The organism is Achromobacter sp. FW305-C-30-7, from assembly GCF_058783105.1.
Genome location: NZ_JBYSYI010000008.1, coordinates 13167 through 25236, shown reverse-complemented (window position 1 = coordinate 25236; position 12070 = coordinate 13167). Strand labels below are relative to the sequence as shown.

The following is a 12070-nucleotide window of genomic DNA, read 5'->3' as shown; positions in this document are numbered from 1 at the left end:
GGCCTATCGCGTCGACAGCTCCGACCACTGCGCCAGCGGCAAGGGCGGCTGCGCATGCAGGATGCGGCCCAGCACCAGCTTCAGCTCAGCCCAGCCGCCGCGCTCGCTGGGCCAGATGGAAGGCGTCACCGCCTGCCAGCTGCCGTCCGCCGCGCGTTCCGCCATCTTGAAGCGGAACGTGTAGTGGCCCGCCATGCCCATGCGCAGGTCCGTCACCACCAGCGCGTTGCCGATGACGTCGTAGCGCAGCCAGTCGTCCGTGAACCAGCGCAGGCGCTGGTGCAGCGGCGCGTCCGCCAGCGCCTGCGCCACGTCCAGATTGAGCGGCTGGCGCAGCCATTCCGGTGGATCCCGGTCGAACAGGCTGCTGACCGACTCGTAATAGTGGCCGTCGGGCGTCTTGGCGATGACGCGCCACACCAGCGTGTTGAAAGGCATGGGCACGGCACGCAGTTCGCTGACGGCAATGCCCTGCGCCTGCATCGCCTCGCGCACGCGGTCCTCGGCGGCAATGCGCGCGGCCAACCCGAATCCCAGGTAGGCCGTGCTGAAGACCAGCGCGGCGGCCAGCAGCCTGCGCGCGGTGCGCGTCATGCCGAAGCCGACGGCGAACAGCACCGCCAGCAACAACGGCACGGTATAGACCGGGTCGATGATGAACACGGCGGCCCAGCTTTCAGGAATGAGCGCCAGCGGCCAGAATAGCTGCGTCCCGTAGACCGTGAAGGCGTCCAGCACGGGATGGGTCACCAGCACCAGCCATAAGGTCAGGAACAGCCGGCGTCCGCTGTACGGCGCCTGCGGCCAGTATTTGCGGATCAGCCAGGTCAGGAAGACCGCCAGGCCGGTCAGCACGAAGACCGAATGCGAGAAACCGCGGTGGTAGGTCATGAGCGACACCGGGTCCGGGTAGCTCATCAGCACGTCCAGGTCCGGCACTGTCGCCAGCGCCGCGCCGTAGATCAGCGCCCGGCGCCCCTGCACCCGTCCCAACAGGGCGCCCTGTATGCCCGCGCCCAGCACCGCCTGCGTAACCGAATCCATAACTCTCCAACATTTAGCTTCATCCAGACGGACTATACGGCGCACCGGCAGTTCCGCAGGCGTTAACATACCCGATTGCGTTCAGCTAAATTTCAACTTTGTATCCATGGACCAATACGTCGACCAGATCGCGATGTTCATCGAGGCCAACCAGGCCTGGGCGGGCCCGATTACCTTCCTGCTCACCCTCGGCGAATCGATGGTGCTGCTGGGCCTGTTCATCCCGGCCACGGCCCTGATGCTGCTGACCGGCGGCCTGATCGGCGCGGGCACCCTGAACCCCTGGAGCATCATCGCCTGGGGCATCGCCGGCGCCATCGTGGGCGACGCCCTGTCCTACTGGCTGGGCCGCTGGGCCGGTCCCGGCGTCCTGCGCCGCTGGCCGCTGAAGCAACAGCGCAGCGGCGTGGCTCGCGCCCGCCTGTTCTTCTACCGCTACGGCTTCGCTTCCGTGCTGATCGGCCGCTTTCTGGGGCCTATCCGCTCCACCATCCCCACGGTCGCCGGCGTGATGGGCATGGGACACAGCCGCTTCCAGCTGGCCAACGTCACGTCCGCCATCCTGTGGATGCCGTTGATGCTGGCGCCGGGCTACATCACGGCGCGCAGCCTGGGCACGGCGGACAATGCGCAACAGATTGCCATGATGATCGGCGCGGGACTCTCGGTGCTGCTAGGATGCGGGCTGTTGATAGCCATGCTGCGCAAGCGCCGGGTCCCGGCGCGCCAACGCCGCGGCAACTGAACCGGAGAGAGGGGCCATGGCCATAGATGGGGAGCCCAGGAATGGCGACTTCGCGCGCTATATCGAGAACCTGACGCGTGCCGGCGGCGTAACGCCGGGGCAGGTTCCCGACAAGCGGGCGCAATCCCGCCCGGCAGCTCCCCCGCCCCCTCCCGCGCCCCCGGCCTCTCCCTCTGAAACGCTATCCGGCGCGCCCTGGGGCAAGCCGGCCCCGCCGCCCCTGCAATCGCGGCAAGCGCCCGCGGCTCCGGGCCAGACAGATGCCGCCGAGGTATCGATGGCCCGCCAAGCCACCCAGCGCAAGATCGGCGTCATCCTGACGGTGGGCGGCATCCTGGCCGGCTGGGCCGGAGCGCGCATCATCTTCGAAGCCCTGCGCGGCCCCGGGTTCGACCTGGACGAGGCCATGCCCGCCGTCTTCCTGTTCTTCTTCGCCATGATGCTGTTCAAGGCCGCCCGCAACGCGCGCAATCCGCGCGGCAAGGCGCCGCTGCCTCCGCTCAAGCGCTCTTCTTACCGCAAGGACGGCGACGCCTGATTCCGCCACCGGGGCGGCCCGGCTCGGGCGGGCAATGGTGCTAACATTTCCGCCGCTGTCGAAAGACCCATGAACCACGGAGTAAAAGTGAATAACGTAGTCGGATTGAACCAGGCCCAGGCGGCCACGATGCTGAAGCTGCAGGGCCACTTGAACAGCATGATCAATCCGGATTGGGTCAACGGCGGAGCCCGCTTCCTGCGCGCCGCCTTCGTCGAATCCGCCGAGGCGCTGGAACACTACGGCTGGAAGTGGTGGAAGAAGCAGACCATCGACCTGCCGCAGGTGCAAATGGAACTGGTGGACATCCTGCACTTCTACCTGTCGCACACCATCGTGCAAGCCCGCGGCGACATCGGCGCCGCCGCCGGCGCGCTGGTCGCCGACCTGTCCGGCCCGGCCTCGGTCGCGCTGGACGGCAAGACCCACACGCTGGACCAGTTGAACGTGCCCGAGCTGCTGGAACTGATCGGCGGCCTGGCCGTGTGCGGCCGCGCCAGCTTCAAGGTGCTGGAACAGACCATGACGTCCTGCGACATGAGCTGGAACGACGCCTACACGCAATACGTGTCCAAGAACGTGCTGAACATCTTCCGCCAGCAGCATGGCTACAAGGAAGGCACTTACATCAAGATCTGGAACGGCGAGGAAGACAACGTCGTGCTGGCCCGCCTGCTGTCGCAGCTGGACCCCGCGCGCGAGGATTTCGCCGACCAGCTGCATCGCGAACTGGAGCAGGCGTACTCGCGCCTGTAAGCGCCCGCCTGCCCCGCCCGCCTGAAAGACGCCGCGCTCGCGGCGTTTTTTCATGGCGGAGCCGGCAGCGCCAGGCTCCCAGGGAAGCGCGCTTCCCAGCCAAGCGCAAGGAACGGAGTTTTAAAAGAGGCGTGAGTTTTTATACTGAACGGGTCTTCAAGCGCAGAGAGGATCCGGCATGCACGCCGCGGCAAGCGAGAACCAGGCGATGAACGCCGCCCGCTATGACTGGGTGACTGTGGAGCATGCCCTGGATGCCCATGGCAACGCCGTACTTCCCCGACTGCTGACGGCGCGGCAATGCCGCGGCCTTTCCGCTCTTTACCCGGACGAAGCGCGCTTCCGTTCGCGCATCATCATGGCGCGCCATGGATTCGGACGCGGCGAATACCAATACTTCGCGTACCCCTTGCCGCCGTTGCTCGACTGCCTGCGCCATGCGCTTTATGCCCGGCTCGCGCCGATAGCCAACCGCTGGAATCAACAACTGCGCAAGGATACGCAGTACCCGCCTGAACTGGTCGCCTTCCTGCAACGCTGCCATCGGGCGGGCCAGGCCCGCCCCACGCCATTGATGCTGCAATACGGCGAGGGCGACTACAACTGCCTGCACCAGGATCTCTATGGCGAGCATGTGTTTCCGCTGCAGGTCGCCATCCTGCTGTCCGAACCCGGCAAGGATTTCACCGGCGGCGAATTCGTCATGACCGAGCTTGGCGCCAATGGCCAGCGCGCCGACGTCGTGGCGCTGAACCAGGGCGACGCCGTGGTGTTCACCGTCAATCAACGGCCTGCGGCGGGCGCGCGCGGGCCGCGCAAGGTCGCCATGCGGCACGGCGTGAGCCGCGTGCGCGGCGGCCTGCGCCACACCGTGGGCCTTATCTTCCATGACGCAGCATGACGCCACGCTCGCTTCCGAACATCGATGAGAACCCTATGCATGACAGCGGCATGACCGCCCTCGAGACCCGCCTGGAGCGCCTGGACTGGGCAGACATCGGATCGCAGCTCGATACCGAAGGCTATGCCTTGCTGCCCGGATTGCTGGACACCGAGCTGGCGCGCAGCCTGGCGCGGCAGGTCGACGCGCCGCAAGCCAGGCGGGTAAGCCTGGAATCCAGCGGGCTGGGGCGCGGCGAGCTGTACTACTTCGACGCCGCCATGCCGGCGCCGCTGGAGCCGGTGCGCGCGTCGCTGTACCGCCGGCTGGCCGGCCATGCCAATCGCTGGAACGAGCGCATGGGCGCCAGCCTGCGCTACCCCGCCGAGCTGCCGGAATTCCTGGCGCGCAACCGGCAGGCGGGCCAGACCAGGGCGCGCTCTCACCTGAACCGACTCGGCGTCGACGACTACGTGGCGCTGCATCAGCGCAATGATGGCGAGCAGGTATTCCCCATGCAGGTAGTCGCGCTGCTGTCCGAACCGGGCGATGGCTTTCAGGGCGGCGAATTCGTGATGACGGAGCAGCGTCCGCGCATGCAGTCGCGTCCGATGGTGGCGCCGCTCAAGTTCGGCGACGCCGCCATCATCGCCACGGCGGAACGCCCCTTCTCAGGTTCCAAGGGCGACTATCGCGTCAATCTCAAGCATGCCGTCAGCCGCGTGCGCAAGGGCGAGCGCGTCGGCCTGGAACTGTATTTTCACGATGCGCCCTGATGCCAACCTGCACCATGCCGACAACGATCCTGCAACACGAGCCGCCTGAAGCCCGGATTGCGGCGGCCGACTGGCAGGCCGCCGAAGACGCGCTCGGCCGCGATGGCTACGCCGTCCTGCCCGCGCTGCTGACGTCCGCCCAGTGCAGGGAACTCGCGCGCAGCTACACCGACGAAGCGCGCTTTCGCAGCCGCATCGTGATGGAGCGCTATGCGTTCGGCCGGGGCGAGTACAAGTACTTCGGCTACCCGCTGCCCGACGCCGTCCAAGGCTTGCGGCAGTCGCTCTATCCTCGCCTGGCGCCCATCGCCAACCGCTGGCATGCCGCCATGCGGATCGAGGAACGTTTTCCCGCGAGCCACGACGAGTTCCGCGACATCTGCCATGCGGCGGGCCAACGGCGGCCCACGCCGCTGCTGCTGCGGTATCAGGTGAACGATTACTGCTGCCTGCATCAGGACTTGTACGGCGATCACGTCTTTCCGTTCCAGGTCATCTTCCTGCTGGACGAGCCAGGGCGCGACTTCGAAGGCGGCGAACTGCTGTTGGCCGAAAGCAACCCCAAGCAGCCTGGCCGGGCCGACGTGGTGCCGCTGCGGCAAGGCGATGCCGTGGTGCTTGCCGTCAACCACAAGCCGGTGCGTTCGGGGCGCGGCTATTACCGGGCCCATCTGCGGCACGGTGTCAGCCGGCTGCGCAAGGGCGAGCGGCACACGCTGGGGATCATTTTCCACGACGCCAAATAAGGCGCGGCGCCAGCGGGGCCGCCCAGCCGCGGATGACGACCGCGCAACCTGTTTCCAGGCGCGTCAGGCCGCGCGCGCCGTCTCGATGGCCGCGTCCCACACCAAAGGGGAGCCGATCTGCCGCCGCAACTGCTCGGTGAAAGCGCGGATACGCGCATTGGCGCGCGGCATGGCGCGCAGCAGATAAATGCCGCTTTCCGGCGGCGGACTGGCGTCCTCCAGCGTCAACTGCACCAGGCGCCCGGCGCCGATGTCCGCGCCCGCGGACCAGTTGGGCATGAGCGCGATGCCCAGCCCTTCCAGCGCCGCGAACCGGCGCGCGTCGCAATCGTCGCATTCCAGCACGAATCGGGCGTCCTGCGCCCACTGGCCATCGCCCAGCTCGCGCCAGCCGCGCACGCTGGTGCTGTGGCGCCGGTCGATCAGGCGATGGCGCGACAGGTCCGCCAGCGTGCGCGGCACGCCATGACGCTCCAGGTATGAGGGCGCGGCGCAGATCAGGTAGCGATGGCTGCCGATGCGCTGCCCGATCAGGCTGCTGTCGGGCTGCTGCCCCACCCGCACCACCACGTCCATGCGCTCCACCACCGGGTCCACCACGCGCTCGGTCAACTCCAGCTCCACCTGCAACTGCGGATGGCGTTCGCCCAGCTGCTGCAACATGGGCACCACGTAGCGCCGCGCGAACGCGGGCAGGCAACTGACGCGCAACAGGCCTTGCACGGTCTGCTCCAGAGATATGACTTCGGAGCGCGCCTCGGTCATGTCGTGCAGGATCTTCACGGCGCGCTCGTACAGCACCTCGCCGGCCTCGGTTGGCATCAGGGCGCGGGTGGAGCGCACGAACAGCGGCACCTTGAGTTCGGACTCCAGCGCGCCGATCTGCCGCGCCACGGACGAGGCCACCATGCCGCGGCGGCGGGCCACCTCGGAAAAGCTCTGGGCGCGGGCGACGTCGACGAAGATGGACAGGCTCTCGGCGAATTTGACGGTTTTCATTTGTGCGTATGGCGCAAAAGGCTTTGGCGTGCGACGCCAGCTTTCCTGGGGAATTTGCCAATTACGATACCGTGCATGGCCGCACTTTGGCAATTTTGACAAAGATAGACGGCCAGATACAACGACGATAAGCCCAGGAGACCCGCATGCCCCCTATTACCGCCCCCCGCCGCTCGCCCCGCGCCCTGCTGGCGACCGCCGCCCTCGCCGCAGGCGCCTGGGCCACCGCCCTGCCCGCGCTGGCGGATTCCTATCCCAGCAAGCCGGTGACGATCGTGGTGCCTTTTGCCGCGGGCGGCACCGTGGACCGGGTAGCGCGCCAGGTGCAGCAGGCGCTGCAGGACAAGCTGGGCCAGACGGTGGTCATCGACAACCGCGGCGGCGCCGGCGGCACCATAGGCACGGCGCTGGTCGCCAAGTCCGCGCCCGACGGCTACACCGTGGAAATGGTGTTCGATTCCTACGCCACCGAGCAGCACATCTACCCCAAGCTGCCCTATGACACGGCGCGCGACCTGACCGGCGTGTCGTACATGGTGCGTTCGCCCATGGTGCTGGCGGTGACGGCCAGTGGTCCCTACCAGACGCTGGCCGATTACGTGGCGGCCGGCAAGAAAGGCAGCGTGTCCTACGCCTCGGTCGGCGCGGGCAGTTCCAACCACCTGGCGGCCGAAATGTTCCACCAGGCCGCGGGCACCAGCGGCATCCATACGCCCTACCGGGGCGGCGGTCCGGCCGTGTCGGATCTGATGGGCGGACACGTGGAATCCATCATCGCCAGCCTGCCGCTGGTGCTGCCCCACATCCAGAGCGGCAAGCTGCGCGCGCTGGCGGTGACCGCGCCCAAGCGCGTCGCCGCCCTGCCGGACGTGCCCGCCATCGCCGAAAGCTATCCGGGATTCGAGATCTATTCCTGGGTGGGCATGGTGGCGCCGGCGCAAACGCCGGCGGCGACGCTGGACAAGCTGGCCGACGCCACCATCGCGGCGCTGCGCGACCCGGCCGTCGCCGGACGCATCACCGAATCCGGCTTCGAAGTGGTGGCCGGCGGCCGCGACGACATGAACCGGCTGGTGCAGGCCGAATCCCAACGCTGGGGCCAGCTCATCAAGAGCCGCGGAATCGTTGCACAATGACCGACATGCCGACCGGGAACGCCATGCAATCCTTCATCTACGCCAGCCGCGCCCAGCGCGTGGTCTTCGGGCCGGGCAGCCTGGGCGGCCTGGCGGCCGAACTCGATACGCTGGGGCTGCGGCGCGCGCTGGTGCTTTGCACGCCGCCGCAGCGCGCGCAGGCCGAACGGGTCGCAACCTTGCTGGGCGAGGCGCGCGTGGCCGGGATCTTCGACCAGGCCGTGATGCACGTGCCGATCGAGATCGCGCGCCAGGCGCGGGAGGCGGCGCGCGAGCTGGGCGCCGATTGCGCGGTGGCCGTGGGCGGCGGCTCCACCATCGGCCTGGGCAAGGCCATCGCCCTGGACTCCGGGCTGCCGGTCATCGCGGTGCCCACCACCTATGCGGGCTCGGAAATGACGCCGATCTACGGCATCACCGAGGCCGGCATGAAGAAGACCGGCAAGGATGACCGCGTCCTGCCGCGCAGCGTGGTGTACGACCCGGAACTGAGCCTGTCGCTGCCGGTATCGATGAGCGTGACCAGCGGCATCAATGCCATCGCCCACGCGGCCGAAGGCCTGTATGCGCGCGACGGCAATCCGATCATGGACCTGATGGCGCAGGAAGGCATACGCGCGCTGGCGCAGTCGCTGCCCGCCATCCACGCCGGCGCCGGCGGCGCGGATCTGCTGCAGGCGCGCAGCAACGCGCTCTACGGTGCGTGGCTGTGCGGAACGGTGCTGGGCAGCGTGGGCATGGCACTGCATCACAAGCTCTGCCACACGCTGGGAGGCAGCTTCAACCTGCCTCACGCCGAAGTCCACACCGTGGTGCTGCCCCACGCCCTGGCCTACAACGCCGCGGCCGCGCCGCAAGCCATGGAGCGCATCGCGGCGGCGCTGGGCGCGCCGGCTGCGGCGGCTGGCGTGTTCGACCTGGCCCGTTCGCTGGGCGCGCCCACCGCGCTGCGCGATATCGGCATGCGCGAGCAAGACCTGGACCGCGCCTGCGACATCGCCTTGCAAACGCCCTACCCCAATCCCCGCCCGCTGGAGCGCGAGGCCTTGCGGACCTTGCTGCAAAACGCCTACGACGGCACGCGGCCATAGGACGGGATTCAGGCAGGCCGCGGACCTGCCTGCCGCTTTCGCCTAGCGCTGGCCGAAGCGGGTTTCGCCGAACAGCGCCTTCTGATCCCGCGGCTGCGAGCGCCAGTATTGGCGCGGCGCGCTGACCTGGCCGCCCAATTGCGCCGCGGCATGCCAGGGCCAGCGCGGGTCGTACAGCATGCCGCGCGCCAGCGCGACCATGTCGGCCTGACCGTGCTCCAGGATGTCTTCCGCCTGTTGCGCCTCGGTGATCAGGCCCACCGCGATGGTGGGCATGCCCACCTTGCGCTTGATCTCGTCGGCGAACGGCACCTGATAATTCGGCCCGGCGGGGATCTTCTGCTGCGGCGAAACGCCGCCGCTGGAGACGTCGATGAACTCGCAGCCCCGTTCCTTCAAGGCCTGCGCCAACACCAGCGTCTGTTCCAGATCCCAGCCGCCCTCGACCCAATCGGTGGCGGATACGCGCACGCCCAGCGCCACGGACGGCGGCGTGAGCTCGCGCAGCGCCTGGAAGACTTCCAGCGGAAAACGCATGCGGTTCTCAAGCGAGCCGCCGTAGGCGTCGTCGCGCCGGTTCGACAAGGGCGACAGGAACTGGTGCAGCAGATAGCCGTGCGCAGCGTGCAGCTCGATCGCGTCGAAGCCCAGCCGGATAGCCCGTTTGGCGCTGGCCACAAAGGCATCGCGGATACGCGCCAGGCCTGCCGCGTCGAGCGCATGGGGCGCGGGTTCGGACGCGTTGTGCGGCAGCGCCGAGGGCGCCCAGCCCTGCCAGCCGCCAGCCTCGGGCGGGACCAGTTGGCCGCCGTTCCAGGGCGCGTCGCTGGAAGCCTTGCGGCCCGCGTGGGCGAGCTGTATGCCCAGCTTGATGGGCGCATAGCGGCGGATGGCGGCGACGACGCGGCCGATCGCCGCCTCGGTTTCGTCGGACCACAGGCCCAGATCTCCCGGGGTGATGCGGCCGTCGGGCTCCACGGCGGTGGCTTCCACGAACAGCAGCGCGGCGCCGGACAAGGCCAGGTGTCCCAGATGGATCATGTGCCAATCGGTCGCCAGGCCATTTTCAGCCGAGTACTCGCACATGGGCGCGATGACGATGCGGTTGGCCAGCTCCAGCTGGCCGATGGAGATGGGACTGAAAAGCAGGGACATGCTGGAGCCTCCGGGGCATGGGATGCGAAAGCATAGCGCCCCAACCCGGCTGGCGGCCTGAATACCGCAGGCCCGGGCGGGGTCAACCGCAGCCGCGAGCGATGCGCTACTGCCCTTCGATCACCGAATCCAGGAACTGGCGCGTGCGCGCCTCTTGGGGCTGGCTGAACAGCACCGACGATTCGGCGTCCTCGACGATATTGCCCTCGTCGAAGAACAGGGTCCGGTCCGAACTGCGTTCGGCGAACTTCATCTGGTGGGTCACGATGATCATCGTCATGCTGCGCCGGGCCGACAGGTCGCGCAGGATTTGCAGGATGCCGCCCACCAGTTCCGGGTCCAGCGCCGAGGTCACCTCGTCAAACAGCATGATGTCGGGGCACATGGCCAGCGCGCGCGCGATGCCCACGCGCTGCTTCTGCCCCCCCGACAACTGCGCCGGATAGACCTCCAGCTTGTCGCCCAGGCCGACCATTTCCAGGTATTCCACGGCGCGTTCGCGCGCCTGGATGCGCGACATGCCCAGCACGTGCAGCGGCGCCTCCATGGCGTTGGCCAGCGCCGTCATGTGCGGGAACAGGTTGAAGTGCTGGAACACCATGCCGATCTTGCCGCGGACCTTGCGCAGATGGTCCGAATTGGGCCCGGCGGGGCGGCCCTGGGCGTCGGTCCACATGGGCACGCCATCGATCTCGATGTCGCCGCTGGTGGGCCGGTCCAACGTCATCAGCACGCGCAGCAGGGTGGACTTGCCCGAGCCCGAAGGGCCGATCACGGCCACGGTCTGGCCCGACGGGATCTCCAGGTTGATGCCGCGCAGCACCTCCAGATCGCCGTACTGCTTGCGCAGGTTCTTGATGCTTACGCTGGCGCTCATCGCTTTCCTCCATATCGTTGCAGGCGGGCCTCCAGGCCGCGCACGCCCCAGGCCGCCACTAGGCTCAGCGCCAGGAACAGCAGGCCCACCAGGGTCAGGGGCTCGGTGTAGCGGAACGTCGCCGAGCCGATCATCTTGCTTTGCTGCAGCAGTTCCACCACGGTGATCGCCGACAGCAGCGGCGTGTCCTTGAACATGGCGACCAGGTAATTGCCCAGCGCCGGCACCACCGGCGGAATCGCCTGCGGCAGCACCACGCCCACCGCCGTGCGCCAGCGCGACATGTTCAGCGCGGTGGCAGCCTCCCATTGGCCGCGCGGCACCGCCTCGATGCCGGCACGGTAGACCTCGGCGCAATAGGTCGCGTAGTGCAGGCCCAGCGCGGCGATGCCGGTGGCCAGCGGCGACAGCCGCACGCCGGTCAGGGGCAGGACGTAGAACAGGAAGTACATCTGCACCAGCAAGGGCGTGCTGCGCACGAACTCGATCACGAAAGCCGTGGGCAGCGACACGATGCGCAGGCGCGAACGCCGCAACAGCGCCAGCGCCAGGCCGAGCGTGACGGCCACCAGCATGCCCAGCACGGTGGCCTGGATCGTGATGAGCAGCGCGGAGCCCAGCGTGGGCAGGATTTCCAGGGCGAAGGACCAATCGAATACCGGCTTCATCGCACGCGCACCTTGCGTTCCAGCAGCCGCACGCCGGCCGTGATCAGCAGGGCCACGGCAAAGTACATCAGCAGCATCAGGGTGAAGATCTCGGTGGTGCGCAAGGTCTCGCTGCGCAGTAACTGGCCGCGGAAAGTCAGGTCGGTGATGGTGATGAGGGACACCAGCGCGGTATTCTTCAGCAGTTCGATCAGCAGGTTGCCGGCCGGCGGCAGCATGGCCGGCACGGCCTGCGGCACCACGATGCGGCGCATGATCTGGCCGCGCGTCAGGTTCAGCGCGACGCCGGCTTCGCGCTGGCCCGGCGGCACCGCGCGGATCGCGCCGCGCACCACTTCCGCGCCATAGGCGCCGGCATTCAGCGCCAGCACCACGATGCCCACCAGCATGGCGGGCAGTTGCACGCCGAACAGCGGCAGCACGAAATAGAACCAGAACAGCTGCACCAGGGCCGAGGTGCCGCGGAACACCTCGACGTAGACCGCCGCGATCCAGCGCAAGGGACGCAGCGACGACAGGCGCCCGATGCCCGCGGCCAGCGCCAGCGGGACGGCCAGCACCACCGCGCCGGCCATGATCTCAAGCGTGACCGCCAGCCCTTGCAGCAGTGGCGGCACGAGCTCGGCGAAATGCTCGGATATCAACCGCATGCGCCCCCC

At 68.1% G+C, this 12070-nt stretch carries 14 protein-coding genes; 8 read left to right on the top strand and 6 right to left on the bottom strand.

Annotation, left to right across the window (positions count from 1 at the left end):
• Nucleotides 1–3: 3 nt before the first annotated feature.
• Nucleotides 4–1044: a metal-dependent hydrolase gene (locus tag AC3WOB_RS23510; protein WP_492276339.1), complete on the bottom strand. Its 1041-nt coding sequence runs from the start codon at nucleotides 1042–1044 to the stop codon at nucleotides 4–6.
• Between the two features lie 106 nt (nucleotides 1045–1150).
• Here AC3WOB_RS23510 and AC3WOB_RS23505 point away from each other — a divergent pair, with 106 nt between their 5' ends.
• The 6 genes from AC3WOB_RS23505 to AC3WOB_RS23480 all read left to right on the top strand — a co-directional run bounded on the left by AC3WOB_RS23505 (nucleotide 1151) and on the right by AC3WOB_RS23480 (nucleotide 5485).
• Complete coding sequence (locus tag AC3WOB_RS23505) at nucleotides 1151–1789, top strand: DedA family protein (protein WP_013394725.1); 639 nt, start codon at nucleotides 1151–1153, stop codon at nucleotides 1787–1789.
• Nucleotides 1790–1805: 16 nt separating this feature from the next.
• Complete coding sequence (locus AC3WOB_RS23500; RefSeq protein WP_013394726.1) at nucleotides 1806–2327, top strand: hypothetical protein; 522 nt, start codon at nucleotides 1806–1808, stop codon at nucleotides 2325–2327.
• A 69-nt stretch (nucleotides 2328–2396) separates the two neighbouring features.
• Nucleotides 2397–3083 (top strand): dUTPase, encoded by a 687-nt coding sequence (locus AC3WOB_RS23495; protein ID WP_013394727.1) that lies wholly within the window; start codon nucleotides 2397–2399, stop codon nucleotides 3081–3083.
• Nucleotides 3084–3261: 178 nt separating this feature from the next.
• Entirely contained in the window at nucleotides 3262–3984 is a 723-nt protein-coding gene (locus AC3WOB_RS23490; protein ID WP_492276338.1) for a 2OG-Fe(II) oxygenase, read from the top strand.
• A gap of 50 nt (nucleotides 3985–4034) precedes the next feature.
• Complete coding sequence (locus AC3WOB_RS23485; RefSeq protein ID WP_492276337.1) at nucleotides 4035–4739, top strand: 2OG-Fe(II) oxygenase; 705 nt, start codon at nucleotides 4035–4037, stop codon at nucleotides 4737–4739.
• The gene (locus AC3WOB_RS23480; RefSeq protein ID WP_492276336.1) at nucleotides 4739–5485 is read left to right on the top strand and encodes a 2OG-Fe(II) oxygenase; all 747 of its coding nucleotides are present in this window, start codon (nucleotides 4739–4741) and stop codon (nucleotides 5483–5485) included. Before AC3WOB_RS23485 ends, AC3WOB_RS23480 begins: the two co-directional genes overlap by 1 nt.
• A 63-nt stretch (nucleotides 5486–5548) precedes the next feature.
• Here the strand turns inward: AC3WOB_RS23480 and AC3WOB_RS23475 are convergent, their stop codons facing one another.
• Nucleotides 5549–6484, bottom strand: a complete 936-nt coding sequence (locus AC3WOB_RS23475; RefSeq protein WP_013394731.1) for a LysR family transcriptional regulator — start codon at nucleotides 6482–6484, stop codon at nucleotides 5549–5551.
• 146 nt (nucleotides 6485–6630) lie between these two features.
• Between AC3WOB_RS23475 and AC3WOB_RS23470 the strand changes: the two genes are divergently transcribed.
• Entirely contained in the window at nucleotides 6631–7620 is a 990-nt protein-coding gene (locus AC3WOB_RS23470) for a tripartite tricarboxylate transporter substrate binding protein (RefSeq protein ID WP_492276335.1), read from the top strand.
• Nucleotides 7617–8711 carry a maleylacetate reductase gene (locus AC3WOB_RS23465; RefSeq protein ID WP_492276334.1) on the top strand — a complete coding sequence of 365 codons (1095 nt, stop codon included), beginning with the start codon at nucleotides 7617–7619 and terminating at the stop codon, nucleotides 8709–8711. Before AC3WOB_RS23470 ends, AC3WOB_RS23465 begins: the two co-directional genes overlap by 4 nt.
• Before the next feature lie 42 nt (nucleotides 8712–8753).
• On the opposite strand, the gene AC3WOB_RS23460 is transcribed toward AC3WOB_RS23465, so the two are convergent.
• The 4 genes from AC3WOB_RS23460 to ehuC all read right to left on the bottom strand — a co-directional run bounded on the left by AC3WOB_RS23460 (nucleotide 8754) and on the right by ehuC (nucleotide 12061).
• Nucleotides 8754–9866: an NADH:flavin oxidoreductase/NADH oxidase gene (locus tag AC3WOB_RS23460; protein ID WP_492276333.1), complete on the bottom strand. Its 1113-nt coding sequence runs from the start codon at nucleotides 9864–9866 to the stop codon at nucleotides 8754–8756.
• A gap of 106 nt (nucleotides 9867–9972) precedes the next feature.
• Nucleotides 9973–10743, bottom strand: a complete 771-nt coding sequence (locus AC3WOB_RS23455) for an amino acid ABC transporter ATP-binding protein (protein WP_492276332.1) — start codon at nucleotides 10741–10743, stop codon at nucleotides 9973–9975.
• Nucleotides 10740–11411 (bottom strand): ectoine/hydroxyectoine ABC transporter permease subunit EhuD, encoded by a 672-nt coding sequence (gene ehuD, locus AC3WOB_RS23450; RefSeq protein WP_013394736.1) that lies wholly within the window; start codon nucleotides 11409–11411, stop codon nucleotides 10740–10742. The genes AC3WOB_RS23455 and ehuD overlap by 4 nt, the downstream gene beginning before the upstream one ends.
• Nucleotides 11408–12061 carry an ectoine/hydroxyectoine ABC transporter permease subunit EhuC gene (gene ehuC, locus AC3WOB_RS23445; protein ID WP_013394737.1) on the bottom strand — a complete coding sequence of 218 codons (654 nt, stop codon included), beginning with the start codon at nucleotides 12059–12061 and terminating at the stop codon, nucleotides 11408–11410. Before ehuC ends, ehuD begins: the two co-directional genes overlap by 4 nt.
• Between the last annotated feature and the right edge of the window lie 9 nt (nucleotides 12062–12070).

Bases quoted from the DNA above. Each gene is read 5' to 3' on its own strand.
- AC3WOB_RS23510 (WP_492276339.1), bottom strand. From the start codon at position 1,044: ATGGATTCGGTTACGCAGGCGGTGCTGGGCGCGGGCATACAGGGCGCC.
- AC3WOB_RS23505 (WP_013394725.1), top strand. From the start codon at position 1,151: ATGGACCAATACGTCGACCAGATCGCGATGTTCATCGAGGCCAACCAG.
- AC3WOB_RS23500 (WP_013394726.1), top strand. From the start codon at position 1,806: ATGGCCATAGATGGGGAGCCCAGGAATGGCGACTTCGCGCGCTATATC.
- AC3WOB_RS23495 (WP_013394727.1), top strand. From the start codon at position 2,397: ATGAACCACGGAGTAAAAGTGAATAACGTAGTCGGATTGAACCAGGCC.
- AC3WOB_RS23490 (WP_492276338.1), top strand. From the start codon at position 3,262: ATGCACGCCGCGGCAAGCGAGAACCAGGCGATGAACGCCGCCCGCTAT.
- AC3WOB_RS23485 (WP_492276337.1), top strand. From the start codon at position 4,035: ATGACCGCCCTCGAGACCCGCCTGGAGCGCCTGGACTGGGCAGACATC.
- AC3WOB_RS23480 (WP_492276336.1), top strand. From the start codon at position 4,739: ATGCCAACCTGCACCATGCCGACAACGATCCTGCAACACGAGCCGCCT.
- AC3WOB_RS23475 (WP_013394731.1), bottom strand. From the start codon at position 6,484: ATGAAAACCGTCAAATTCGCCGAGAGCCTGTCCATCTTCGTCGACGTC.
- AC3WOB_RS23470 (WP_492276335.1), top strand. From the start codon at position 6,631: ATGCCCCCTATTACCGCCCCCCGCCGCTCGCCCCGCGCCCTGCTGGCG.
- AC3WOB_RS23465 (WP_492276334.1), top strand. From the start codon at position 7,617: ATGACCGACATGCCGACCGGGAACGCCATGCAATCCTTCATCTACGCC.
- AC3WOB_RS23460 (WP_492276333.1), bottom strand. From the start codon at position 9,866: ATGTCCCTGCTTTTCAGTCCCATCTCCATCGGCCAGCTGGAGCTGGCC.
- AC3WOB_RS23455 (WP_492276332.1), bottom strand. From the start codon at position 10,743: ATGAGCGCCAGCGTAAGCATCAAGAACCTGCGCAAGCAGTACGGCGAT.
- ehuD (WP_013394736.1), bottom strand. From the start codon at position 11,411: ATGAAGCCGGTATTCGATTGGTCCTTCGCCCTGGAAATCCTGCCCACG.
- ehuC (WP_013394737.1), bottom strand. From the start codon at position 12,061: ATGCGGTTGATATCCGAGCATTTCGCCGAGCTCGTGCCGCCACTGCTG.